This window comes from Clostridium sp. AM34-9AC, assembly GCF_003480225.1.
In the GTDB taxonomy this organism is placed as follows: domain Bacteria; phylum Bacillota; class Clostridia; order Lachnospirales; family Lachnospiraceae; genus Acetatifactor; species Acetatifactor acetigignens.
On sequence record NZ_QUIU01000003.1, the window covers coordinates 145,781 to 172,212 of the forward strand.

23 protein-coding genes and 1 riboswitch are annotated in these 26,432 nt (G+C 48.0%); of the genes, 16 read left to right on the plus strand and 7 right to left on the minus strand.

Going from position 1 to position 26,432, the window contains the following annotated elements; translation table 11 throughout:
• From DW835_RS18180 to DW835_RS02895, 5 genes are all read right to left on the minus strand, one after another.
• The coding region (locus DW835_RS18180) for a hypothetical protein (protein WP_207665407.1) at positions 1–185 on the minus strand (185 nt) is incomplete at its 3' end.
• A gap of 162 nt (positions 186–347) precedes the next feature.
• On the minus strand, positions 348–998 hold the full coding sequence (locus DW835_RS02880) for a hemolysin III family protein (protein WP_172594694.1): 651 nt from the start codon (positions 996–998) through the stop codon (positions 348–350).
• A gap of 212 nt (positions 999–1,210) precedes the next feature.
• Entirely contained in the window at positions 1,211–2,623 is a 1,413-nt protein-coding gene (locus tag DW835_RS02885) for a hypothetical protein (RefSeq protein ID WP_118730654.1), read from the minus strand.
• Positions 2,624–2,637: 14 nt separating this feature from the next.
• Positions 2,638–2,937 (minus strand): hypothetical protein, encoded by a 300-nt coding sequence (locus tag DW835_RS02890; protein WP_117464726.1) that lies wholly within the window; start codon positions 2,935–2,937, stop codon positions 2,638–2,640.
• Position 2,938: 1 nt separating this feature from the next.
• Positions 2,939–3,205, minus strand: coding sequence for a hypothetical protein (locus DW835_RS02895; protein WP_022312526.1), 267 nt, complete (start codon positions 3,203–3,205; stop codon positions 2,939–2,941).
• Between the two features lie 366 nt (positions 3,206–3,571).
• On the opposite strand from DW835_RS02895, the gene DW835_RS02900 reads away from it, so the two are divergent.
• From DW835_RS02900 to DW835_RS02915, 4 genes are all read left to right on the plus strand, one after another.
• On the plus strand, positions 3,572–4,246 hold the full coding sequence (locus DW835_RS02900; RefSeq protein WP_022312527.1) for a GTP pyrophosphokinase family protein: 675 nt from the start codon (positions 3,572–3,574) through the stop codon (positions 4,244–4,246).
• Positions 4,247–4,799: 553 nt separating this feature from the next.
• Entirely contained in the window at positions 4,800–5,402 is a 603-nt protein-coding gene (locus DW835_RS02905) for a hypothetical protein (protein ID WP_022312273.1), read from the plus strand.
• Positions 5,403–5,474: 72 nt separating this feature from the next.
• Complete coding sequence (locus tag DW835_RS02910) at positions 5,475–6,038, plus strand: flavin reductase family protein (protein WP_117464725.1); 564 nt, start codon at positions 5,475–5,477, stop codon at positions 6,036–6,038.
• A 111-nt stretch (positions 6,039–6,149) separates the two neighbouring features.
• The gene (locus DW835_RS02915; protein ID WP_022312271.1) at positions 6,150–6,776 is read left to right on the plus strand and encodes an XRE family transcriptional regulator; all 627 of its coding nucleotides are present in this window, start codon (positions 6,150–6,152) and stop codon (positions 6,774–6,776) included.
• Here the strand turns inward: DW835_RS02915 and DW835_RS02920 are convergent.
• The gene (locus DW835_RS02920) at positions 6,773–7,963 is read right to left on the minus strand and encodes a DNA polymerase IV (protein ID WP_117568715.1); all 1,191 of its coding nucleotides are present in this window, start codon (positions 7,961–7,963) and stop codon (positions 6,773–6,775) included. The genes DW835_RS02915 and DW835_RS02920 overlap by 4 nt on opposite strands.
• Before the next feature lie 216 nt (positions 7,964–8,179).
• Between DW835_RS02920 and DW835_RS02925 the strand changes: the two genes are divergently transcribed.
• The 3 genes from DW835_RS02925 (at position 8,180) to metK (ending at position 12,671) form a co-directional block, all read left to right on the plus strand.
• Positions 8,180–9,766, plus strand: a complete 1,587-nt coding sequence (locus tag DW835_RS02925; protein ID WP_022312269.1) for a M23 family metallopeptidase — start codon at positions 8,180–8,182, stop codon at positions 9,764–9,766.
• Between the two features lie 85 nt (positions 9,767–9,851).
• On the plus strand, positions 9,852–11,144 hold the full coding sequence (locus tag DW835_RS02930; protein WP_118501932.1) for a UDP-N-acetylglucosamine 1-carboxyvinyltransferase: 1,293 nt from the start codon (positions 9,852–9,854) through the stop codon (positions 11,142–11,144).
• Between the two features lie 112 nt (positions 11,145–11,256).
• A riboswitch (SAM riboswitch) is annotated at positions 11,257–11,360 on the plus strand.
• Between the two features lie 123 nt (positions 11,361–11,483).
• Positions 11,484–12,671 (plus strand): methionine adenosyltransferase, encoded by a 1,188-nt coding sequence (metK, locus tag DW835_RS02935; protein WP_118668477.1) that lies wholly within the window; start codon positions 11,484–11,486, stop codon positions 12,669–12,671.
• Between the two features lie 73 nt (positions 12,672–12,744).
• On the opposite strand, the gene DW835_RS02940 is transcribed toward metK, so the two are convergent.
• Positions 12,745–13,326: a 50S ribosomal protein L25 gene (locus DW835_RS02940; RefSeq protein WP_118668478.1), complete on the minus strand. Its 582-nt coding sequence runs from the start codon at positions 13,324–13,326 to the stop codon at positions 12,745–12,747.
• A 393-nt stretch (positions 13,327–13,719) separates the two neighbouring features.
• Between DW835_RS02940 and thrH the strand changes: the two genes are divergently transcribed.
• From thrH to DW835_RS02990, 9 genes are all read left to right on the plus strand, one after another.
• Positions 13,720–14,319 (plus strand): bifunctional phosphoserine phosphatase/homoserine phosphotransferase ThrH, encoded by a 600-nt coding sequence (gene thrH, locus DW835_RS02945; protein ID WP_117464803.1) that lies wholly within the window; start codon positions 13,720–13,722, stop codon positions 14,317–14,319.
• Positions 14,320–14,561: 242 nt separating this feature from the next.
• A complete protein-coding gene (locus DW835_RS02950) occupies positions 14,562–16,262 on the plus strand; it encodes a methyl-accepting chemotaxis protein (protein WP_022312264.1) in 1,701 nt (566 codons plus the stop codon).
• Between the two features lie 176 nt (positions 16,263–16,438).
• Positions 16,439–17,494 (plus strand): 16S rRNA (cytosine(1402)-N(4))-methyltransferase RsmH, encoded by a 1,056-nt coding sequence (rsmH, locus tag DW835_RS02955; protein WP_117464719.1) that lies wholly within the window; start codon positions 16,439–16,441, stop codon positions 17,492–17,494.
• A 30-nt stretch (positions 17,495–17,524) separates the two neighbouring features.
• Entirely contained in the window at positions 17,525–17,899 is a 375-nt protein-coding gene (locus DW835_RS02960) for a hypothetical protein (protein ID WP_117464718.1), read from the plus strand.
• Positions 17,900–17,914: 15 nt separating this feature from the next.
• Positions 17,915–21,688 carry a DNA polymerase III subunit alpha gene (locus DW835_RS02965; protein ID WP_118730655.1) on the plus strand — a complete coding sequence of 1,258 codons (3,774 nt, stop codon included), beginning with the start codon at positions 17,915–17,917 and terminating at the stop codon, positions 21,686–21,688.
• Positions 21,689–21,743: 55 nt separating this feature from the next.
• The gene (gene pfkA / locus DW835_RS02970; RefSeq protein WP_117464717.1) at positions 21,744–22,718 is read left to right on the plus strand and encodes a 6-phosphofructokinase; all 975 of its coding nucleotides are present in this window, start codon (positions 21,744–21,746) and stop codon (positions 22,716–22,718) included.
• A 295-nt stretch (positions 22,719–23,013) separates the two neighbouring features.
• On the plus strand, positions 23,014–23,823 hold the full coding sequence (locus DW835_RS02975) for an RNA methyltransferase (RefSeq protein WP_118730656.1): 810 nt from the start codon (positions 23,014–23,016) through the stop codon (positions 23,821–23,823).
• A 328-nt stretch (positions 23,824–24,151) separates the two neighbouring features.
• Positions 24,152–24,952, plus strand: coding sequence for a pyrroline-5-carboxylate reductase (gene proC, locus DW835_RS02985; protein ID WP_347559350.1), 801 nt, complete (start codon positions 24,152–24,154; stop codon positions 24,950–24,952).
• 274 nt (positions 24,953–25,226) lie between these two features.
• On the plus strand, positions 25,227–26,306 hold the full coding sequence (locus DW835_RS02990) for a cell wall hydrolase (protein ID WP_118730659.1): 1,080 nt from the start codon (positions 25,227–25,229) through the stop codon (positions 26,304–26,306).
• Positions 26,307–26,432 lie beyond the last annotated feature (126 nt).

Genomic DNA, 26,432 nt, shown 5'->3' on the forward strand with positions numbered 1-26,432 from the left:
TTAGAAATTGGCGTTTTGAATACAAACAGAACGCCCTCAGGCAGATGTCTGTCGGAGAGTGTTGATATTTTCTTAACCTGTGGTAAAAAGTCAGGGTGGAACAAACACGATGTTTGCGACAGGCGGTCGGCGACATGGATGTCGCCTGGAGCCGTGCCCGTTTGGATGAGAAATACTTGATCCACGGGTTTAGAAAATTCACACTCGGAGACCGATATCTGCCTGAGGGCCTTCTGCCGCTCTGGGAGTGCGTCCGATAAGGCGGGACGCACGGTATAAAAATAGAGTGAACCAGCCTCGCTTGCGCACAAGCGAGGTGTTCCACTCTATTTTTGCATGGCTCGTAGCTATGCTACATATAAATACATAAAAATGAAATGACATACGCTTCCGCCCATGACGAAGAGGTGGAACACTTCGTGGGAGCCGAAGAACTTATGTTTCGCATTGAAGATCGGCAGCTTCAGGGCATAGATGACACCGCCCACGGTGTAGATGATGCCGCCGGCCAACAGCCAGAGAAAAGCGGGCGTGGACAGAGTTTTCAGCAGAGGCCCGAATACCAGGACACATACCCAGCCCATGGCAATGTAGATCACAGAGGAAAACCACTTGGGACAGGTGATCCAGCAGGCTTTTACGATCATGCCGACAGCGGCAATGCCCCAGACAAGAGCCAGCAGTGTATATCCCAGCTTACCGCCCAACACAATGAGACACACCGGTGTGTAAGAACCGGCGATCAATACAAAGATCATCATATGATCCAGCTTCCGGAAGACCCGGAGACTTTTACCGGTGAGGTCCACGGAATGATAAGTGGCGCTGGCACCGTATAACAGGATCATGCTGCCCATGAAAATGGCCATGGCCAGGAAATTCTCCTGCCCGGACTGTACACCGGCTTTCACTAACAGTGGCACAGCTGCGAACACTGCCATCATCATGGCAATGAAATGGGTAATGGCACTTCCCGGCTCTCTTATGGTAATCTGCATAATAACTCCTCCTTTTCCCGACAGCAGCTGCCGTCTGCAAATCGAATCTATTTAAGATCATTTTATCCGACAATAGTATTTACTATTCCAAATAACAACACGTATTCTGAAATGCTTTTATATGTAGTTTTCAAAACTACATCTGACAATGCAAATACTACTGCACAAAAAAGGAAAAGTCAATAGTCATTCAGATATTTGGGAGAAAAGTATCAATAAGGATTGGCAGGAAGTCTGTAGATCAACAGGCCTTCATCATCAACCAGTAACTCCGCATTCTCTACCAGACGGGCATTTACTTCCGGATTTGTTGCAATGTAGCCTTCAGAACCTTTATCCCATACAATATATTCAGGCACTTTGTCCGGATAGAGCGTCCAGTATTGGAATAAGCGCTCATCGATGGTCGGAGTGCTGATGGTGGAATAGTTGCAGATCACGTAATCCTCCTGAAGATACATAATGCTCTTATGGCTGGCAATCAGTACTTTGCTGCCCCGGGGAATGAATTCGTCTAACAGACGTCCTCGGATATTATACTCGTAGCCATCGGAATACCGGCCGTAGATTCCTGCCATGGGGCCCTCTTCCGCTTTCTGCCGTGTGACGAAAATGGTGTCGTGACCGTAAATATTATACAACAGAAATCCTTTGTGAATGACGGCAAGTCCCACAAACAGCAGGACAAAAGATTTCCAGAAAACGGGAGATTCCGATGTTTCCCGCTCTGCATAGCATAAAGAAACCAACATACCGATAGCCATATAATCGGCAGACTCGTAGAGCATTGTATTGCTGGCTGTAAAAGCGGCAAGGAGCAAAAACAGAGAAGTAATACTTCCAAACCAGAACAATGCCTTATAAACAGGGGCCAATTTGCCAGAAGACTTTTTACGGCGGAAATAACAATAAATGCCCCACAGCGGGAACAGAAGATAGACGAACCCGGGATACTCGATATGCTTTTGCAACCGATACCATACAAAAAGCTGTTCCAGAATCAGGAAAATAATCAACAACAGGAAGAAACGGTAGTTTTTCCGGCATATGAATCGGAAAAAACACCAGAATACCAAAGCAATCACCAGAGCGACCAGCAGATAAGGAAAGGTTTCGCCGAGGCAGGAAAGGTTATCTTTTAATTTCCCAAGCAGTCCGACATCGTGGGAGCCGTCGGTCAGCATTTCTGACAAGCCATCCAGAAACTGCCGGAAAGACATATGAAACAAAAAGTAGGCCAACCAACCCAGACCGCAGACACCACAGGTCCCGAGATAAATCAGAAGATTTTTCAGACGGTTTCCGGCAGCAGATAACAGCCAGATACCGATACATCCGGGAAGTACCACGAAAATACAGGTGGGATAAGAAAGCACAAGAAGGGAAGTGCTTACTCCGGCGGCAATCAGGAAAAAGGCAGGACGGCGTGCAGAGGTACCGCGATTCAGACTAAATTCCAGAAAGCTTAAGAAGACCAGAGTACTGAACCACAGAAGCATATTGGAAAAATCGGGAACGGTACTGTTCTTGGGAATGATATTGTAGTAAAAAACAGCAATGACAAAAGCAGTATTCTCAGTTACAAACTTACGGAAAGTCCGGTAGGTCAGAATACTGATGAGCAACTGTGTAACGACACCTACGATTCGCAGAAAGAGACGGAGTATTTTAAGGTGTGAAACAACTGCATATACAGCCATAAAAAGGCAGCAGAAAAGAACGCGGAAGTCTGATGAGGCTCCCACATTTCCAGAAACATTCTGTCTCCCTGTACCAGACGGTAAGCCATAGATACGGCATACTGCTCGTCAATGTCGAATCCGAAGAAAATAATCTTGACGGTAGCAACTATAGATGCGGCAAGCAACAGATATTTCCACAGATTATGCAGCAATGCGGTTGCAAAATTTTTCTCTTGTGCGGAATAATTGCTGTTCATCTTAATCCTCCTCAATGATCTGGATCTCCAGATAGTCAAAATCGATGGACTCTACAAAACTGTCCTGGGTAAAACGGGTCTTGTTGTGACGTTTAAAGTCTGCAATATTCATATCCAGCCAGATGGGCGTACCGAGATCAAACTGATGGCAGACTTCGTCCAGAGAGTGAAAAACTTTATGGGTACGGGTATCGTCACTGCCGTCCTCGATGCAGGTGTCTTTCAGCATATGATTATTTTTAAAAATTTTGGCCCACATACGGAACATAGAAAATCTCCTTACGCAAAAAATCAGACATATTGGTCGTTAATAATAAATTATAATAGGAAGAGGTTTCCCCTGCAAGCAAAAAAAGTCACACAACCATCAGATCCATCTTACATTGTATATGGGATAGCTTTCGTCCGCCGAATCGGCACGTTTGCGAAAGCGTACTATAAAACTGCCCAATCAATCTTAAAAAATAATAAAGGTTTTGTTAAAATTATACATTTTTAAAAGGAGGTATGCTATAATTATCATAAATATCAACGTACGAATGCAGAATTTCCGTAACGAAAAAGCGTCTACGGAAGTAACAAATATGAAAAATGGTCGCAGAGCCTTCTGTGACAGAAGAGATTGAGAGGTAATATGGAGTTTAAGGTAGAAAACGGGGATGGAATCGACAGCTGGAAGGAGGTCACGCTGGTATACAGCGCCGCACTGCGTCAGATGGAGACAAAGATGCAGATTCTGAACGACGAGTTTCAGCATGTACACCAGTACAATCCCATCGAACACATCAAGGCACGGATCAAGACCCCGGAAAGCATTGTGAAAAAGCTCAAACGCTACGGGCAGGAATCCACCATAGATAACATGGTAAAATACATAAACGATATTGCTGGCATCCGCATCATCTGTTCCTTTACATCGGACATTTACCGCATTGCGGATATGATCCGGGATCAGAAGGATATTCAGGTGATCGCGGTGAAGGATTACATTACGTATCCCAAAGCCAGTGGCTATAAAAGCTATCATATGATCGTCAGTATTCCGGTCTATCTGTCGGACCGCACGGTGGATACGAAGGTGGAGATACAGATCCGGACGGTTGCCATGGACTTCTGGGCCAGCCTGGAGCATAAAATCCATTACAAATTCGAGGGCGATGCTCCGGAGAGCATTAAAAATGAACTGGTGGAGTGTGCGAGAATGGTGTCTGATCTGGATGCGAGGATGCTGTCTCTGAACGAAGAGATACTAGCCATCAGCCAAAAGAGAGAAGAGGAAAAACAATTAAATAGCGTAACATCCAAATAATCCAAAAGCTTCTGCCGGTGTAGTACAAACGACAGAAGCATTTTTAATTCATAGGAAATTTCTTCCTATGAATTAAAAATGCTCCGCAGGGATCGCACTGCGGCGGTTATGAAATATGTCGCAAAAGCGACCCGCCGCAGGCGGAGAATCTCGCAAGCGAGATTCTTTTTTATGGTCAAAACAGTAATGGGATGACAGGAAAATCCCCATAAAATGAGGAGTGCCCAGACACCTTTCGGCGCCTGGGCTATTATGAAAAAATTTATCTTATATGCTTTGTTATCCGGAAGTCTTATCTCTTCCTTGACTGTATTTAAAGTATACCAACCAATTATGAACAAATTATGAACACGATGTGAAAACTTGGTGAATTTTACGAAAAAGTACAGAAACCAAAAAAGAAACTGTACAAATTGCATAAAAATGTGCAAACCATGAAAACACAGTATTCATGGGGTTTTGGTTGTAACCGGGGAATAAACATGGTAAAATAGGGACAGTTGAAAAGGGAAACTGTTCACATGAGGGACGAAATATGTTTGGAGGAAGATGGATGGATACTTTTATGGATAAACTTGCACAAAAGCTGAATGCCCAGGAAATGATCAAGGCGAATTCCGCGGCTGATGCCGAAGAGATGGATCAGCTGAAAAGCCAGCTGCGGGAATACGACGAGTGCCTGGCACAGATGCAGCAGGTCAATAAGGAACTGAAAGCGATCAATCAGGAGATGGAGAAGCTGATGTCCGAGACCATTGCTCCGGAAGTGACGAAGCTTTCCGAGGAAGGCGTGGCTGCCCTGCAGAAGCTGCAGCAGGAGAACACAGAGAAGCTGGAAGCTCTGGGACAGCAGTATACTGCCAAACTGGAAGAACTGCAGCAGAGTACCGAGGTGTTGGACGAGCTTCAGAAGCATGTGGATGAGAAACTGAGCACTACGGAAGAGAATGTACATAAGGAATGCGTAAAGGTATACCGTAATGTACAGGCGGTTGTGGTAGAAGAGAACGAGAAGCAGACCGAAGCCATCGCAGCAAAAGTAAAGGAAAACCTTGGCGGTAAATTGAACGGTGTGCTGGGAGTATCCATTGCGGCAGTAGTTCTGACGGTTGCGGATATTGTTCTTCATGTATTGAGCATTTTGCACATTTTCTAAAAAGGCAGATAAAGTATTCATTTAAGAATGCTGAAATTGATAAGAAAGTAACGGAAATGAGGTTTTACGGAAATGGGAAAACAACTTTGGAAGCCGGGAAATATGCTGTATCCCCTGCCGGTGGTCATGGTGAGCCTGGCTGACCGGGACGGCCGCCCCAATATTATCACGCTGGCCTGGGTAGGAACCGTATGTACCAATCCGCCCATGGTGTCGATCTCCGTACGCCCCGAGAGATATTCCTATCCGATCCTAAAGGAGAGCGGAGAATTCGTGATCAATCTGACCACGAAGGAGCTGGCATTTGCCACAGATTACTGTGGCGTGAAAAGCGGACGGGACGTGGATAAATTCAAAGAAATGGGACTGACTCCCATTCCGGCATCTGAGGTGAAAGCACCGATGATAAAAGAGAGTCCGGTGAACATTGAATGTAAGGTGCGACAGATCCTGCCGCTGGGATCCCATGATATGTTCCTGGCGGATGTGGTGGCAGTACATGCCGATGAAAAATATATGGATGAGAAGCACAAATTCCACCTGGAGCAGGCGGAACCCATCATCTATTCCCACGGTTCCTATTTCGGCTGTGGCGAATTGCTGGGAACCTTCGGATATAGTGTAAAGAAGCGATGAGTAACACAGGTAAAAAATTACTTGACGTTTGCCCTCCGTTTCGGTATCATAAGTCATAAATAAGAACATGGTAAATTTTACTACGAAGAAGTAGCATCAGACGGGAGTCTGATGCTTTTTTTATGCGGTGGCGGGAAAATATCTGCCGGGTACCGCAATCATGGGAAAGTCCGGGTGAAGCATATGACACAGATCGATAAAAACATAGCATTCAATCTGAAAAGAATCCGCAAATCCAAAAATATGAGTCTGGATATGCTGGCGGAGCGTACCGGTGTCAGCAAAAGCATGCTGGGACAGATCGAGAGAGGAGAATCCAATCCCACGGTGTCCACTATCGGGAAGATCGTGGAGGGATTGAAGGTACCTTTTGAACAGTTGATTTATAATAGGAAAGAAATCATGGTGGTGCCGTCTCCGGAAGAGGCTCCGGTATGCAAGGCAAAGGAAGGGGAATACCGGATCTATGTGATGCTGCCCTACGATGCCGGAAGAAATTTCGAGATATATCAGGGCGAGCTGACCAGAAATGCCCGGATGGAAAGCGAATCCCACGGGGAGCAGACCTGGGAATACCTGACGGTGGTATCCGGGGAGGTCGAACTGATTCTGGAAGATTCCAGTTTTCTGGTGAAGACAGGTGGTTCTCTCTATTTTGCCTGTGACAGGAAACATGTCTATCACAATGTGGGTGAGACCAAGGCGGTACTCAACATGATCATTACCACGCAGCGTTAGAGAAAACGCCCCCGCTTGATGGCATCCTTGCCATATTTTGCCCGGATATTATCCAGTGCGGCATCCAGCTTCTGCTGTTTCTCGGAACGGGGAGCCGGAAAATCAAACAGGCTGAGCTGAACCGGTTCGTCTTCCGGCACCAGCTTGGAAGTGCGGATCCCCAGAAGCCGTATGGGAGTGGAATCCCATAATTCGTCGAATAATGCACAGGCATCTTCGTACAGGAGATTCACGGAAGCCGTGGGAATGTCTATCGGCATTTGGTGAGAAACGTTCCGGAAATCACTGTACCGGATCTCCGTGCAGATCTGTCCTGCCAACTGGTGGGAGGCCCGTAGACGCCTGCCCACGGATTCACACAGAGACAGCAATACTTTACAGGCTTCCTCTTTGGTGGTGGCATCGCTGCTTAAAGTGGTGGAGTTGCCGATCCCTTTTGCCTTGGAAGGAGCCAGGACTACTGTGGAATCGTCGATGCCGTTGGCATACTGCCACAGACAACGACCGTGACTTTTTAAATGTGCTTCCAGGATCGCAGGATCCGTCTTTGCCAGATCCCCGATCGTGAGAATACCTAATTTGTGGAGAGTCTCCGCACTGGAATGTCCGCAGGTGAACAGGGCGGAAACAGGCAGCGGCCACATTTTCTGCGCTATTTCCCGCTGATACAAGGTGTGAGTCTTATCCGGTTTCTCAAAATCAGAGGCCATCTTGGCCAGAACCTTTCGATCCGAAATTCCCACATTTACCGTAAATTTAAATTTTTCAAAAACAGAGTGACGAATGAAAGCAGCGGCTTCCTCGGGAGAGACGTAGTTCGCCGCAATGGGCGTATAGTCCATATAACATTCATCGATGCTGACCTGTTCGATGTCGGGGCAGATACCCGCCAGATGTTCCATAAGCATCTGGCTTTTCAGACGGTACATATTATGATCCGGAGAAGCCATGACCAGATGCGGACATTTGCGCAGGGCATTGACCACCGGTTCACCGGTAGTGATGCCGAAAGCCTTGGCGGGAATGGATTTGGCCAGCACCACACCGTGTCTGGTGGAGGTATCACCGCCTACGATGGAAGGGATCGTGCGCAGATCCACAGGATCCCCCTGTTCCAGACGGGCCAGCGCCGTCCAGCTTAAAAAAGCGGAATTGACATCAATATGAAAAATGACCGGTTCCCTCATGGCGTCTCCTTTCCGGATCAGACCGTTTTATTTACCTCCAGTATAGCATAGATCGGTTCGGGAGAAAACAAAAAAATCGAACAGACATTCTTTCTTTACAAGGCATATAAATGCTGATAGAATCTATATGTTACAAAGTTATTACAGTAAGACAGGTATACAGAATGCCCGAAGGGGGCATACTGTTTTCAGATACGATAGATCGAGAAGGAATTCATGAAGAAACTGACATCTTACTCGAAAAGAGTAAAATATACATATGTGAAAACAACGCTGGCCACTCTTTTTGTGAGCCTCTTTTTCCTCAAAGGGTATGCAGCGTTTGAAAAGACCGGAGAGAATTACTTCCACGTGTTCTTGAACGGCAATGAGATCGGAACGGTGGGCGAAGCAGACAGAGCGGAGCAGCTTCTGCAGGAAGCCAGAAGGAATATCGCTTCCCAGAGTGATGATATGATCTTTATGGACGCAGATTTAAAGCTGGTCGGTGAAGAAGTGCTGTGGGGAACACTGGACAATGAGGACAATCTGCTGGCGGCCATGGAACGGGAACTGGAGAGCAGTATTCGTGAGACTTCCCACAGATCCTATACAATGAAAGTAAATGAATATATGGTCAACCTGTCCAGCGTGGAGGATGTGGAGTCTCTGCTGCAGGCAGCAGTGGACAAATACGACAGTGAAGACAAATTCAGCGTGGAACTGACTCACGATGCACAGAAGGAATTCAATGTTCTTACCACCGAGGTAGTCAATAAACAGGAACTGACCGCTCAGGAAGAACAGAAGGAAGAATCCATCTATGCAGGCGGTGTACAGTCCGTACTGGATCAGGCGGGCTCCCAGGCAGACCAGCAGGGGGAAAAAGATTTCGAAGACTATGATCTTGGGCTGATGACCATGGACTTTGCGGAAAAGGTGGAAATCGTAGAGACCTATCTTCCGGAAAGCATGCTGACTCCGCTGGATCAGGCAATCGAGGATGTGATCAAGGATCAGGAGACCCCCGGAGAATATGAAGTAGTCAGCGGAGATACCCTGTCGGAGATTTCGATTAAAGTAAATATTCCGATGGATCAGATCATTGCCATGAACAGCGAGACACTGACCGATGAAAATTCTACGATCCGCGTAGGGGACAAGCTGATCATTACCGTGCCGCAGCCGGAGCTGTCCGTGGAGCGCATGGAGCAGAATTATTATGAAGAAATCTATGATGCAGATGTAATTTATGTGGACAACGATTCCTGGTATACGACCCAGACCAAGATTTTGCAGCAGCCCTCCGCCGGTTTCCGTCGGGTAGTGGCGGATGTATCTTATCTGAATGACAGAGAGGTCACCAGGGATATTCTGAAGGAAGAAGTGGTCATGGAGGCAGTTCCCAAGATTGTGGAACGAGGCACCAAGATTCCTCCGACCTATATCAAGCCTATTTCCGGTGGACGTCTGAGTTCCAATTTCGGACGCAGAAAGTCACCTACCAAGGGTGCCAGCAGCTACCATAAGGGTGTGGACTGGTCGGTTCCTACCGGAACTGCGGTATTTGCATCCTGCGGCGGTACAGTGGCCAGAGCCGGATGGGGAAGTGGATACGGTTATTGTGTCTATATCAACCATGAAGACGGCAGACAGACCCGATACGGACATCTGAGCAAGGTGCTCGTCAAGGTCGGCCAGACGGTAAAACAGGGAGAACGTATTGCACTGAGCGGTAATACCGGCGTAAGTACGGGACCTCATCTTCACTTTGAGATCCTCATTAATGGCAGCCAGGTGAACCCGTTGAAGTACCTGAATTAGGGCGTTGTATTTACAAATGTGCGAAAATGTGGTATAAGTGCATAAGAAGGTTTTTCTGATCTGAGAATGACAGAGGTAAGAAACAATGGAACAATACGCAATTAAAGGCGGTAATCCATTAGTCGGTGAAGTTGAAATAGGAGGTGCCAAGAATGCGGCACTTCCTATTCTTGCTGCTTCCGTGATGACGGATGAGACTGTTTATATAGAAAATATGCCGGATGTAAGAGATACGAATGTCCTTTTGAGCGCCATGGAGAACATCGGCGTGATCGTAAAGAGAACCGACCGTCACAAAGTGACTCTCAATGCATCCAACATCAGTGAACTTGTAGTAGAAGATGAAAATATCAAGAAGATCAGAGCGTCCTACTATCTGATCGGTGCTTTGTTAGGTAAATACAAGCATGCGGAAGTGGCACTTCCCGGTGGATGTGATATCGGCTGCCGTGCCATCGACCAGCATATTAAAGGCTTCCGTGCTCTGGGCGCGGACGTGAAGATCGAGCATGGCCTGATCAAGACACAGGCGGAGCATCTGCGCGGCAGCCATATTTATATGGATGTGGTCAGTGTCGGCGCTACCATCAATATCATGATGGCTGCGGTAATGGCGGAAGGCACCACGATTATCGAGAACTCTGCCAAGGAGCCTCATGTGGTGGATCTGGCGAACTTCCTGAACAGCATGGGAGCAAATATCAAGGGTGCCGGTACGGATGTGATCCGTATCAAGGGTGTTTCCCATCTGCATGGCACAGAGTATGCCGTGATTCCCGATCAGATCGAAGCCGGTACGTTTATGTTCGCAGCGGCAGTGACCAAGGGCGATGTGACGGTGAAAAATGTGATTCCGAAGCACCTGGAGTCTATTACGGCAAAACTTCTGGAGATTGGCTGTGAAGTAGAGGAGGCGGATGACTGTATCCGTGTGGTAGCGTCCAAGCCTCTGAAGCATACCCAGGTGAAGACCCTGCCTTATCCCGGATTTCCTACGGATATGCAGCCCCAGATCACAGTGGCGCTGGGACTTTCCAAAGGAACCAGCATCGTGACGGAGAGTATTTTCGAGAACCGTTTCAAATATGTGGATGAGCTGACCCGTATGGGCGCCAGCATCAAAGTAGAAGGCAACACCGCTATCATCGACGGTGTATCCAGATATACCGGAGCCAATATTTCCGCACCGGATCTGCGGGCGGGAGCAGCACTGGTACTGGCTGCCATGTCTGCAGAAGGATTCTCTACTGTGGATGATATCCGCTATATTGAGAGAGGTTATGAGGATTTCCACCTGAAATTACAGGGACTGGGAGCCCAGATCGAGTTGATCGAGACGGAGCGGGACCTGCAGAAGTTCAAGCTGAAGATCGGTTAATGAGTGGATTTCTCATAAACCACAACAGAATGACATTTTGAAAAAAATGTCTGTTGACAAAACAGGTAACTCATAGTAAGTTAATTAGCGTAGAAAAGTTCATATAGACTTTCCCTTATTCAGAGTGGTGGAGATACATAGGATCGATGAAGCCACGGCAACCCCGCAGAATGCGGAAGGTGCCCACCTGAGCGAGCAACTGTCGAACAATAAGAGGATTTGATCAGATAATAAATCAGTCCGCTTATGAAAGCGGACTTTTCTATTCCCTAAAATTCAGTAACAGTAACTTATACACCAATAGACCCTCTTCCCGCAAGGAAGCAGAATGGAGGACAAATGGAAAAACGTTTATTTACATCGGAGTCCGTAACCGAAGGACATCCCGACAAAATCTGTGATGCCGTATCTGATGCGGTACTGGATGCGCTGATGGAGCAGGATCCCTTCAGCCGTGTAGCATGTGAGACCTGCACCAATACCGGTTTCGTACTGGTTATGGGTGAGATCACCACCAAGGCAAATATTGATATTCCCGCTATCGTTCGTAAGACCGTAACCGAGATCGGCTACGATTCTTCCGAAAAAGGATTCGACGGCAATACCTGTGCGGTTATGGTATCTCTGGACAAGCAGTCCGCAGATATCGCCATGGGCGTTGACAAGGCGCTGGAAGCACGTGAGAGCCATATGACCGATGAGCAGCTGGATGCCATCGGTGCCGGAGATCAGGGTATGATGTTCGGTTATGCGACCAACGAGACTCCCGAACTGATGCCGTATCCCATCTCTCTGGCACACAAGCTGACCAGACAGCTGACCAAGGTTCGTAAGGACGGTACTCTTTCTTATTTAAGACCCGACGGAAAGAGCCAGGTATCCGTAGAGTATGACGAGAATGGCAAGCCTTTCCGTCTGGAAGCGGTTGTTCTGTCTACCCAGCATGACGAGCATGTATCCCAGGAGCAGATCCATGAGGATATCAGGAAGTATGTATTTGATCCCGTTCTGCCGGTAGACATGATCGATGCAGACACCAAATTCTTCATCAATCCAACCGGACGTTTCGTAATCGGTGGACCTAACGGCGACAGCGGACTGACCGGACGTAAGATCATCGTAGACACCTACGGCGGATATGCGCGTCACGGCGGCGGAGCATTCTCCGGCAAGGACTGTACCAAAGTGGACAGAAGTGCCGCTTACGCAGCACGTTACGTTGCCAAGAATATCGTAGCGGCAGGACTGGCTGAAAAGTGTGAGATCCAGCTGTCTTACGCTATCGGTGTGGCACATCCTACTTCCATCATGGTAGATACTTTCGGTACGGGCAAACTGCATGATGATAAGCTGGTGGAGATCATCCGTGAGAACTTCGATTTAAGACCTGCAGGCATCATCAAGATGCTGGACCTGCGCAGACCTATCTACAAGCAGACCTCCTCCTATGGTCACTTCGGACGTACCGATGTGGATCTGCCTTGGGAGAAGCTGGATAAGGTAGAACTGTTGAAGAAATATCTGTAAGAATATTGCTGAATAATAAAAACCGGTGTCTGAAGAAAGACTTCAGACACCGGTTTTTTATGGATAGACAGAATTATTTGGTTTCGGTTGCTTCTTCGGTATCCGCAGGCTCTTCCTGACCGTACTCGCCGATATGGAACAGCTGTTGTTCTCCGGAGGTGGTGATATGCACACCTTTTTCTTCCAGTTTCAGATCCTTGACATACATGGTCTTCGTTGTCTGAGGCAGAGCAGCCAGATCAATCTCAATGGGATCCAACAGATGTGCGGGGTCTGCTTTGTAATGTACTTCCGACAATTCCGCTTCGAAGATACCCTGTACCTTGTCTTCGTTCACATAGACAATGGGAACAGTAGCGGATACGATTTCGCCGGCTACCAGAGCCTGAAAGTCCAGAGCCATATATTTCTTGGTCAGAGGATCAAAATCAATATTTTTTACCAGAACATCTACATTCTTACCATCCAGTTCCAGATAAGCCTGGGTGCCTTCTTTTGCATTCTTGATAAAAGCGGATGCATCCTTCTCTGTGAATTTCAGGGAAACATTCTCTTTCATTTCTTTTCCGTACAAAACACCGGTGATATAACCGTCTCTTCTTAATTTCTTTGCTTTTTCGTCTGGATTTCTTTTTTCAGCTTTTAATGTCAACATAATGATGACCTCCTCGATCTCTACGTTTGTTTCGTGTAGATGAGAGCTTTTAGAAGTTCTTTTTGCACTATGGTTATTATAACACATATAGAACAAAGTAAACAGTTAAAATGTCACAAAAATAACAGAAAAAAAGTGGGATTTACAAGCAAATTTCAGAAAACAATGTGAAGCGGCACTCTTTGGCATCTACGACATGAAACGAAAATATGTAAAACACATGGAAATATTCGTTTCAAAATTGTGTGCGTATGATGATATATCTGAGAAAAATTTACAACTGCATTACAAGAACACGTTACAACAATAAAGTAAAAGGTTGCGTAAAAAGGTAAAATGGGGTATACTTGTCACAAATACATTTGAATTTACTGGGAGGACATAAGGATGGATATGAATATTGTATGCCTGGATCTGGAGGGAGTACTGGTGCCGGAGATCTGGATCGCTTTTGCGGAGGCCAGCGGAATCCCGGAACTGAAGAGAACCACCAGAGACGAGCCGGATTACGATAAATTAATGAAATGGAGACTTGGTATTCTGAAGGAACACGGTCTGGGACTGAAGGAGATTCAGGAGACTATCGCAAAGATCGACCCCATCCCCGGGGCGAAGGAGTTTCTGGATGAGCTGCGTTCCATTACCCAGGTCATCATTATCAGTGACACCTTTTCACAGTTTGCCGGTCCTCTGATGAAGAAACTGGGTTACCCCACCATCTTCTGTAATTCCCTGGAGGTAGCTGACAACGGTGAAATCACCGGATTTAAGATGCGTGTGGAGAATTCCAAGTATACTACGGTGAAGGCGCTGCAGTCCATCGGCTTCCAGACCATCGCCAGCGGTGACAGCCACAACGATCTGGGCATGATCCAGGCCAGCAAGGCAGGGTTCCTGTTCAAGAGTACCGAACAGATCAAAAAAGATCATCCGGAGCTTCCAGCCTATGAGACCTATGACGAACTGATGGCAGCCATCAAAAAAGCATTATAATCTCCTATATTACTATTACTATGAAAAACTCTCCGGACAGATGTTATTCTGTTGAGGAGAGTTTTCTGTGTATACAGTGAATGCGTTTAATGGAGAATATTGATCCGCCACACACGGAAAACAGGGAAAAGACAAATAAAATATAAAAATATAATCGAAATTAAAAAAGTTATTTACATATTTTTACAAAATGTTACAATATTATAATATGACTTGTTATCACCAATAGTAAGGAGAGGAAAATGTTCGAAAATTTGAAAATCAGGCAGCGCCTGAAAAAAGCTTTTGCCATTATTGTAGTTATATCATCTATTGCAGGAGTGCTCGGAGCACTGGCAATGATCGTTACCATGAACCGCTATCAGCATGCATTGACCAATTACGGTTTTTCACAGGGAGATATCGGTAAGGCCATGACTGTATTCACGGATGTAAGATCCGCAACCCGTGGAATCATAGGATATAACGACCCGGATCTGGTGGACGGTCTGATCACGACTCACGATGAGAAGAAGCAGGCTTTTCTTGAATACTGGGAAGTTGTCGGCGAGACTGTTGTTTCTTCAAAGGAGAAGGAACTGTATGATCAGGTAAATGAGCAGATTCAGCAGTACTGGGAGCTGGATCAGCAGGCCATTAATACCGGTAAGGTGGATATGGAAGAGAAGCGTATGCAGGCACAGGAGCTGATGCAGAATCAGGTAGCACCGCTTTATAATGAAATTTATGATACCATGCGTGAACTTATGAACGAGAATGTCCGTGAAGGAGATTCCCTTTCTTCCATACTGAATATCATGGGATTTATCTTCCTGCTTATCATTGTTGGTGTGATCGTGCTAGCAATTATCATTGCAACGAGAATGGAACATGCAATCTCTCAGGGAATCGCAGCACCGCTGGATGCATTGGCAAAGCGTCTGGAGACTTTTGCACAGGGTAACCTGTCCGATCCGTTCCCGACACTGAACAGTAAGGATGAGATCGCTGACATGATTCATTCTGCAAATGAAATGGCAGAAAAGCTGAGTTTTGTCATTGCCGACACCGGAGAAGTTATGAGCCAGATGGCAAACGGCAATTACAACATCACTTCCAAGAACCCGGATATGTATCAGGGTGATTTTGAACAGTTGTTTCTGTCTATCCGTAACATGAAGACACAGATGGTTCAGACACTGCGTTCCATCGAGGAGTCTTCCAGGCAGGTATCCGCAGGTGCAGCTAACCTGGCAGATGCTTCCCAGAATCTGGCAGAGGGCGCTACCGAGCAGGCAGGTGCCGTAGAAGAACTGCAGGCTACCATTACCAACATTACTTCCAATATTGAGCAGGCTGCTGAACAGGCACAGGAGTCCTATGAGCAGGCCAGAAAATATGCGAACGAAGCAGATAACAGCAGAGCAGAGATGAAGGCTATGGTGGATGCTATGGCCAGAATCAGTGATACTTCCAACAAGATCGGCAATATCATTTCTGAAATCGAGGATATTGCATCCCAGACCAACCTGTTGTCCCTGAATGCTTCCATCGAGGCAGCCAGAGCAGGTGAGGCAGGCCGTGGATTCGCTGTGGTTGCTGACCAGATCCGTCAGCTGGCAGAGCAGAGTACCAAGTCTGCTGTAGATACCAGAGACCTGATTGAAGGTTCCATGCAGGAGATCAAGGAAGGCAACCAGGCTGCAGACAGCGCTGCTGCTTCCATCGAGATCGTAGTAGACGGTATCGGCAAGATTGCAGAGTCTTCCCGCAGTATCAGCGAGATCTCCAAGGACCAGGCCAATGCCATGGATCAGGCAGAGCAGGGTGTCAACCAGATCTCCGAGGTAGTACAGTCCAACTCCGCTACCGCAGAAGAATCTTCCGCTACCAGCCAGGAATTGTCTGCACAGGCAATCTCTCTGGATGAGCTGATCAGCAAGTTTATTCTTCCTCAGGAATAAGAACGGCTGAGACATTGAGAAAAATATAGTACAGCTGGAAAAGCAGGTATCGGCAACGATGCCTGCTTTTTTTCTCTGACAGGAAGTGGACAAGGCTGCCCGGAATGGGATATAATTACAGGGAAACAGAATTGCGGACACAGAGAATGAAATAATGAAATGAGGTAAGCATAGGAATGGATCAGGAGCAGACACCCCACAAGCGCCGGGTGCGTTATAAAGGAAAATATCCCAGAAAATTCGAGGAAAAATATAAAGAATTACAGCCGGAAAAATACGGGGATACCATAGCCCATGTGATTCAGAAGGGAAACACTCCCGCAGGCATGCATATCTCCATTATGGTAAAGGAGATTCTGGATTTCCTGAAGATCCAGCCGGGAGAGACCGGATTTGATGCAACACTGGGCTACGGTGGGCATACGAAAGCCATGTTGGATCAGCTGCAGGGGCGTGGGCATATCTATGCCACAGACGTAGATCCGGAGGAGTCTGCCAAGACGAAGAAACGACTGGCAGAGGCCGGTTACGGAGAAGAGATTCTGACCATCAAATTACAGAATTTCTGCACTATAGATGAGATTGCAAAAGAGGTCGGAGGATTTGATTTTATTCTGGCAGATCTGGGAGTATCCTCCATGCAGATCGATAACCCCAGCAGAGGTTTTTCCTTCAAGGTGGACGGACCGTTAGACCTCAGACTGAACCAACAGCAGGGCATCAGTGCGGCAGAACGACTGGATACCATCACAAGAGAAGAACTGGCGGGAATGCTTTATGAGAATTCCGACGAGCCCTACTGCGAGGAGCTAGCGAGGGCCATTACCGATGAGATACGTAAGGGACATCGGATCGATACCACGACGAAACTGCGGGAAGTCATTGAGAAGACTCTGGATTTTCTCCCGGAAAAGGAGAAAAAAGATACCATCAAGAAGACCTGTCAGAGGACGTTCCAGGCTCTGCGTATTGATGTGAACCGTGAATTTGAAGTATTGTATGAGTTCATGGAAAAGCTGCCGGGAGCCTTGAAACCCGGCGGAAGAGTAGCTATCCTGACTTTCCATTCCGGCGAAGACAAGCTGGTGAAGCAGGCATTGAAGGAAGGCTACCGGAACGGCATTTATGCCGATTATGCGAAAGACGTGATCCGCCCTTCTGCGGAAGAATGCGTACAGAACGGCAGGGCCCGTTCCACGAAGATGCGCTGGGCAATCCGGGCAGAAGCATAGACTGACAGATGGAACAAAGGAGGTGTGGGAATGACTGTTATGGAATTTATCAATGCACACAGGGAGGATATGGAACCCTGTGAGTGTGTGATCCTGCCGGACGGCAGTGTGGAAGAGCCACAGCCTTCTCATATCAAAAAGCTGGAGGAAATCTCCGGCGAAGATAAACTGACACTGAACAGCCGTATGGAGAAAAATATGGAGCCTATATTTTTCATGGTGGAGTATACCGGCTGTATGTTAATATGGAGTACCCGTGTAGTGGTGCCGTCACACCCGACACCGGCACAGGAAGAGACGTTGGAGACATTGCATTTTGCGGCAATGCTGGCCCCCGGTTATCATAGAGAACAGGTGGGACCGGTCTACGAGGAATGCGTCAGAAGAGCAAAAGAACTGCACTAGAAAGGGAACGACAAAATGGCATTTACACATCTTCATGTTCATACAGAATATTCGCTGCTGGATGGATCCAATAAGATCAAAGAGTATGTGGCCAGAGTCAAAGAGCTGGGAATGAACAGTGCGGCAATTACCGACCATGGTGTCATGTACGGTGTAATCGATTTTTACCGTGCCGCGAGGGAAGCCGGCATCAAGCCAATCCTGGGCTGCGAGGTGTATGTGGCGCCGAATTCCCGTTTTGACAAAGAACTGACCGGCGGAGAGGATCGCTATCATCATCTGGTGCTGCTGGCAGAGAATAATACCGGTTATGCGAATCTGATGAAAATCGTCAGCCGTGGCTTTACGGAAGGATATTATTATAAACCCCGTGTGGACATGGAAGTGCTGCAGGAGTTCCACGAGGGAATTATCGCATTGTCAGCCTGCCTTGCAGGTGAAGTGCCCCGGTTTATTCTGAAGGGAATGAAGGACGAAGCGAGAAAAGCGGCTCGCAAATACGAGGCCTGCTTCGGCAAGGGCAATTATTTTCTGGAACTGCAGGATCACGGTATCCCGGAGCAGCGTACGGTGAACATGGAACTGCTCCAGATGAGCAGAGAACTGGACATTCCGCTGGTAACCACCAACGATGTGCATTACACCTATGCTGAGGATGCGATTCCCCACGATATTCTGCTGTGTCTGCAGACCGGCAAAAAGCTGGCGGACGAGGATCGCATGCGTTATGAGGGCGGTCAGTATTACGTCAAGAGCGAAGAGGAAATGAAGGGACTGTTCCCCTATGCATGGGAGGCCGTGGAGAATACCCAGAGGATTGCAGACCGTTGTAATGTGGAGATAGAGTTTGGCGTGACGAAGCTGCCGAAATACGATGTGCCGGAGGGGTACGATTCCTGGAGCTATCTGAACAAGCTTTGTAATGACGGACTGGCAGAGCGTTACGGTGACGGTGACCAGCCTGCCGGGGAGACCGGACAGACCCTGCGGGAACGTCTGGATTACGAGCTGGGTGTCATCCGCAGAATGGGATATGTGGACTATTTCCTGATCGTATGGGATTTCATCAACTATGCGAAAGAGCACGGGATTCCGGTGGGACCGGGACGAGGTTCCGCTGCGGGAAGTATCGTGGCATATTGCCTGAAGATCACCAACATTGATCCCATTCATTATAATCTGCTGTTTGAACGTTTCCTGAATCCGGAACGTGTGTCCATGCCCGATATTGATGTGGACTTCTGCTTCGAACGGAGACAGGAAGTCATTGATTATGTGGGCAGAAAATACGGCAACGACAAGGTGGTGCAGATCGTTACGTTCGGTACCCTGGCAGCCAAGGGTGTCATCCGTGATGTGGGACGTGTGATGGATCTGCCCTATGCTTTTGTGGATTCCATTGCGAAGATGGTTCCCAACGAGTTGAATATTACCCTGAATAAGGCTCTGGAAATGAATCCGGAGTTCCGTAAGCTGTACCAGGAGGACGAACAGGTACATCATCTGATTGATATGTGCAAGCGTCTGGAAGGACTGCCCAGACATACCTCCATGCATGCAGCGGGTGTAGTCATCTGCCAGAAGTCGGCGGATGAATTTGTTCCTCTGTCCAGAGGCTCCGACGGTTCCATCGTTACCCAGTTTACCATGACGACATTGGAGGAACTGGGGCTTCTGAAAATGGATTTCCTTGGGCTGCGCACGCTGACAGTGATCCATGATGCGGTAAAATTCATTGAAAATACCACCGGCAGACATATTGATGTGGATGCGATTGACTACAACGATCCGAAGGTGCTGGCATCGATCGGCACCGGCAGAACGGAAGGAGTGTTCCAGCTGGAAAGTGCCGGAATGAAGAGCTTCATGAAGGAATTGCGTCCCCAGAATCTGGAAGATGTGGTGGCTGGTATTTCCCTGTATCGTCCAGGTCCTATGGATTTTATCCCGAAGTATATTCAGGGTAAAAATCATCCGGATGCGGTAACTTATGCCTGTCCCCAGCTGGAGCCGATCTTAAAGCCCACCTACGGCTGTATTGTATATCAGGAACAGGTAATGCAGATCGTTCGTGATCTGGCGGGCTATACACTGGGACGAAGCGATCTGGTGCGCCGTGCCATGAGTAAGAAGAAACAGTCCGTCATGGAAAAAGAGCGGGCCAACTTCATCTACGGCAACCCGGAGGAAAATGTCCCCGGCTGTATTGCCAACGGCATTGACGAGCAGACAGCCGGACAGATCTACGATATGATGATGGATTTTGCCAAATATGCGTTCAACAAGTCCCATGCGGCCTGTTATGCGGTAGTGGCTTACCAGACAGCGTATTTGAAATACTATTATCCCGTAGAATTCATGGCGGCGTTGATGACTTCCGTCATCGATAACCCGAAAAAAGTATCGGAGTATATTTTGAACTGCCGGAACATGAATATCGCCATTCTGCCGCCGGATGTAAATGCGGGAGAAGCCGGATTCTCTGTGACAGACGGCAAGATCCGCTATGCCCTGACAGCTATCAAGGGTGTGGGACGTCCCATCATTGACAGCCTGGTACAGGAGCGTAAGGAAAGAGGCCCTTTCACGAATCTGAAGGACTTTATTACCCGCATGTCCGATAAAAAAGAGATGAATAAGCGGGCTATTGAGAACCTGATCAAAGCAGGAGCCATGGACGGACTGGGCGGTACGAGAAAACAGTTCATGAGTGTCTATGTGCAGATCGCGGACCATATTGCCCATGATAAAAAGAACAATCTGGCCGGACAGATCTCCCTGTTTGACATTGCAGGGGAAGAAGATAAGGAAGAATTCGATATCCGGATGCCGGATGTGGGCGAATACAATAAGGAGATGCTGTTGGGCTTCGAAAAAGAGGTGCTGGGTGTCTACGTCAGCGGTCATCCCCTGGAGGAATATCAGGAGCTGTGGCAGAACTGCATCAGCAATACTGCCGGGGATTTTGCCCTGGATGAAGAGACCGGAGAGGTGCAGTTAGTCAGGGACCAGGCCAATGCAGTCATCGGAGGATTGATCGCGGACAAGACAGTAAAATACACCAAGAATGACAAGATCATGGCATTTTTGAATGTGGAGGATCTGATCGGTAATGTGGAAGTCGTGGTATTTCCACAGGTGTACGAGCGCTACAGTACCTTGCTTGTGGAGGATGCGAAGGTGTTTATCCGGGGCAGAGTATCCCTGGAAGAAGACAAGGACGGCAAGCTGATCTGCGACCAGATCATCAGTTTCGAGGATGCGCAGGCTGCGAGAGCGGCGAACCAGCCCCTGTTCCCCAGAAATTACGGAGGCCGGGGCGGCAGCAGCCGCGGCGGATCCTACGGAAACGGAAGTGGAAATGGCGGTGCCGGTGGATACCGGAATGCCGGGAACGGCTACGGACAATACCAAAATGACGGTATGAACAGCAGCAGTATGTCGGTGGGACAGACCGGTCAGGCAGCAGGACAAATGCAGTCCGGGCAGCGTACACAGGCAAATGGAACCCCTCAGAAAAAAGGCATGCCGGCGGGAGCCTGGATCCAGTTCCCCAATATGGAGGCCTATAAGACCAGAGAGCAGGAACTGCTGCAGGCCATTGCGGATTCCGACGGGGATGACGATGTGGTGATCTATCTGCGGGACATTAAAAATATTAAGATCCTGCCCCAAAATCTCCAGGTAAAAGCCGACGGGGCATTAATGGAAAAGCTTACATTGCTGTTCGGAAAAGAAAATGTTAAATTTATAACGAAACCTATTGAAAACCGCTCAAAAATAGATTAAAATAAGGAATCGAGAAGAGAAAATTATTCGTTCGTTTACTTAGGAGGTAACAGTCATGGCAAAAGAGATTAAGACGATCGGCGTATTGACCAGCGGCGGTGATGCACCGGGAATGAACGCTGCTATTCGTGCAGTTGTTCGTACAGCCATTGCAAGAGGACTGAAGGTTAAGGGAATCAAAAAAGGCTATCAGGGTCTTTTGAATGAAGAGATCATAGATATGGAAGCCAAGGACGTATCCGATATCATTCAGCGCGGTGGTACGATCTTAGGAACCGCACGTTGTCTGGAGTTCAAGGAAGCGGAAGGACAGAAGAAGGGTGCTGAGATCTGCAGAAAGCACGGTATCGACGGTATCGTTGTCATCGGCGGTGACGGTTCTTACCGTGGTGCACAGGCACTGTCCAGACTTGGTATTAATACCATCGGTCTTCCCGGAACCATCGACCTGGATATTGCATGTACCGAGTACACCATCGGTTTCGATACTGCTGTCAACACAGCAATGCAGGCAATCGACAAGGTTAAGGATACCTCTTCCTCTCATGAGAGATGCAGTATCATCGAGGTAATGGGCAGAAATGCCGGTTATATCGCTCTGTGGTGCGGTATTGCCAACGGTGCCGAGGATATCCTGCTTCCCGAGAAGTACGATTACAACGAACAGAATATTATCAATAATATCATTACCAACCGTAAGCATGGTAAGACCCATCATATCATCATCAATGCCGAGGGAATCGGACATTCCACTTCCATGGCCCGTCGTATCGAGGCTGCTACCGGTATTGAGACCCGTGCTACGATCTTAGGTTACATGCAGCGTGGCGGAAGCCCTACTGCCAAGGATCGTTACTATGCATCTATCATGGGTGCTTACGCAGTAGATATCATGCTGGAAGGCAAGACCAACCGTGTCGTAGGTTATCAGCACGGTGAGTTCATCGATTTCGATATCGAAGAGGCTTTGCAGATGCAGAAGGGCATCAATGAGTACCAGTTCGAGGTATCTCATCTGCTGTCCATCTAATTTAATTTAACAGTTCAGACTGCGAAGCAGGCACTTTTATAAATAAGAGTGTCTGAACGGATATGAAGACAAAGGCGTTTCCCATTGCGTGGAAACGCCTTTTTGACTATAATAAACTCATCCATAGAATGCATCCCGACTGCTTGCAGGCAGGGGATCATTCTATGAGAGGAGTAAACAAACATAAGTAAGTAGGGCGATTAGCCCGGATTACGCATGTTTGTTATGGTTTCGAGAGTTCGCAGAACGGAGAAACCATATTATTATGATGTTTAGGAGCGGTTAGCAGACAGATATGATCACAAGCAACAACAATGCAAAAGTAAAACAGGTGGTGCAGTGGCAGACCAAGGCAAAGGAGCGCCGCAAGGATCACGTATTTCTGGCAGAAGGTATCAGAATGTGTGAGGAGGCTCCGGTAAAAAACGTGCGGGAGGTCTACCTTACGGAAGAACTGGAGCAAAAGATCCGGCAGAATGCCCAGAACGGAGACACAGCATTCTGGGACAAGCTGCAGCAGACCGGTTACGAGACCGTCTCCACGGAAGTCTTTGCCAAAATGGCGGATACCCAGACCCCCCAGGGCATTCTGACAGTGCTGGAACAGCCGGTCTATGATCTGACACAGCTGTTGGAACAGCCGGATCCTTTATTTCTGATGCTGGAAAATCTGCAGGATCCGGGCAATCTGGGAACCATGATCCGTACCGGAGAAGGAGCAGGGATAACGGGTGTTATCATGAACAACCAGACGGTTGATATCTTTAATCCCAAGACCATCCGTGCCACCATGGGGTCTATTTTCCGGGTGCCTTTTGTCTACGTGCCGGATCTGGCACCGGTGCTGGAACAGATGCATGCAAAAGGTATCTACACCTATGCGGCACACTTGAAAGGACAGGAATACTACGATTCCTTTTCTTTCCGGGAGCCTACGGCGTTCCTCATCGGCAACGAAGGAAACGGCTTATCCAAGGAAATCTCCGACCAGGCAGGACAGTATCTCAAGATCCCCATGGAGGGCAGGGTGGAATCCCTGAATGCCTCCATTGCAGCGGCCCTTCTGATGTACGAGGCCCACAGACAGCGAAGCGCAAGACTGTAACTATCCCGGACTCATTTGCCTTATAGATATTATCAAATGCCAGGCATTCGATGCGCAGCCGATAATATTTACATGGCTTTGAATAATTATATAATAATGATGCCAGGGTCAAAAGGTCTAAGCCCACATGAGCTTGCTCATAGGTGGGTGAAAGACCTTAGGACCCGCCCCGATATGAGCATAAAAGTGGGATGATAATCCCACGATATGCGAATATTGGGTAGGATTGTGGGAGTGCGTAGCACGGAACAATCCGTAGGCATCAAAGTCGGGGGCTTTTGACCCCGACATCATAATAATAGAAGAAAGACAGAACAGGAGGAAAGGTATCATGAAGATCGGATTTATCGGACTGGGAAATATGGCCACTGCCATGATCGGAGGAATGTTGCAAAAAGGAATTGCAGCTCCGGAGGACATCATTGGTTCAGCCAGAACGGAAACAACAGTAGAAAAAGTTAAAACAAAATTTAATATTAACACAACAACGGATAACAAAATCGTAGCGGTACAGGCAGACATTCTGTTCCTGGCAGTGAAACCCATCTTTTTCCCGGAGGTGATCGACCAGATCAAAGATGTCGTGGCAGAGGATACCCTGATCGTCAGCATTGCGGCAGGAAGAACTCTGGACTATCTGAAAGAGGCTTTCGGCAGACCGGAATTGAAGCTGATCCGCTGCATGCCCAATACTCCGGCACTGGTACTGGAAGGCTGCACCGGCGTCTGTGCGGAAGAAAACGTCACGGAGGAAGACATGGAGCAGGTACTGGCACTGTTACGTTCCTTCGGCATTGCCAGTGTGGTACCGGAACGGCTGATGGATGTAGTCGTAGGTGTCAGCGGTAGCTCCCCGGCCTATGTGTTCATGTTCATTGAAGCCATGGCAGACGAGGCAGTAGCCGCCGGAATGCCCAGAAAACAGGCTTATGAATTCGCGGCACAATCCGTCCTTGGCAGTGCCAGGATGGTGCTGGAGACCGGCAGACATCCCGGAGAACTGAAGGACATGGTGTGCTCCCCCGGTGGAACCACGATCCAGGCAGTCAAGGTACTGGAGGAAAAAGGCATGCGCGCCGCTGTCATGGATGCCATGGATGCCTGCATTGAGAAGTCCAAAAGCATGTAGTGACAGATCGACCATGAACAGAGTCGAGAGCAAAAGTCATGTTAACATGATTTTGCGAATGGCGCAAGCCGAGCTGTTATGGCTAAATAGCGCCCAAAGTCCCAAAACTTGACAAAAATTTTGTCATCTGTTATGATATCTCGCGTAACAAATTTAATATTTTTGTAACAAACCGGTGAAAATCTTAATAATTTCAGCATATACTATTCACTGGTGAGATCCACAGGTATCACACCCATCGGGGAATCTTCCTGTGGGAAAGGCGTGTATCAAGATGACAAAAAGCAGAAGAATGCTGGTTGTATGCGTAGGACTGCTCTGTTCTCTCTTCCTGAGCATGCAGATGAGCATGACCGCACAGGCGGGCAATACAAAAAATTATGTAAATGATCTGAACGGTGGTATTGCATCCATCCTGGATCCCGGTTCCAGGAACAGCACTGAGGTGATCAACGCTACGGTGAAGGAACTGAACCTGACCTTCCCGGCAGAGGAAGAGATCAGTTCCGGTCTGGTCATGGCGAACGTAAGGGATGCCGTGAATGTAAGAAGCGATGCTAGCGAGGAAGCATCCAAGGTCGGTAAACTCTACAAGGACTGTGGAGGTACCATCCTGGAGCGTAAGGACGGCTGGACCAAGATCCAGTCCGGCACTCTGATCGGCTGGGCAAAGGACGAATATCTCCTGTTCGGAGATGACGCCAGAGCACTGGCCAACGATGTAGGCAGGATGATCGCACAGATCAATACGGAGACCCTCCGTGTGAGAACGGAAGCGGATCAGGAAGCCGGTGTCCTGGGACTTCTTCCCAAGGGAGACATCGCAGATGTAGTAGACAACAGCAACCCGGAATGGGTCTGTATTGACTACGAAGGCGCAGACGGTTATGTGGCTGCGGAATATGTAACTGTAGATTTCCAGATCGACTCCGGTGAGACACTGGAGGAGATCAAGGCAAGAGAAGCCGCAGAGCGTGAAGCAAAGCGTCACGTCAACTACGGCGAATATACCACCGATGCGGATACCACGCAGCTGCTGGCCGCACTGGTACAGTGTGAAGCAGGCTGTGAAAGCTACGAAGGCCAGCTGGCGGTAGCGTCCGTAGTTATGAACCGTGTAAGAAGCGGAGCATATCCCAATAGTATCCACGGTGTTATCTACGCCTCCGGACAGTTTACTCCAGCACTGAACGGTAAGGTAAATACCGTATACGAATCCGGCAGGATCTCCGCAAGCTGTGTTCAGGCAGCCCAGGAAGCCATCTCCGGTGTCTCCAATGTAGGAGACATGACCCACTTCAGACGTAACAACGGCCGTGACGGACTGGTCATCGGTAACCACGTCTTCTACTAAGTGGCACACAAAAGAACAGCGCATACAACAGAGACGGTATCCCGGAACAGGGGTACCGTCTTTTAACGTACAGGCAGGAGCCGATCCGCCGGATGAAATGAGGAATGAGAAGAGCACAATAGAATC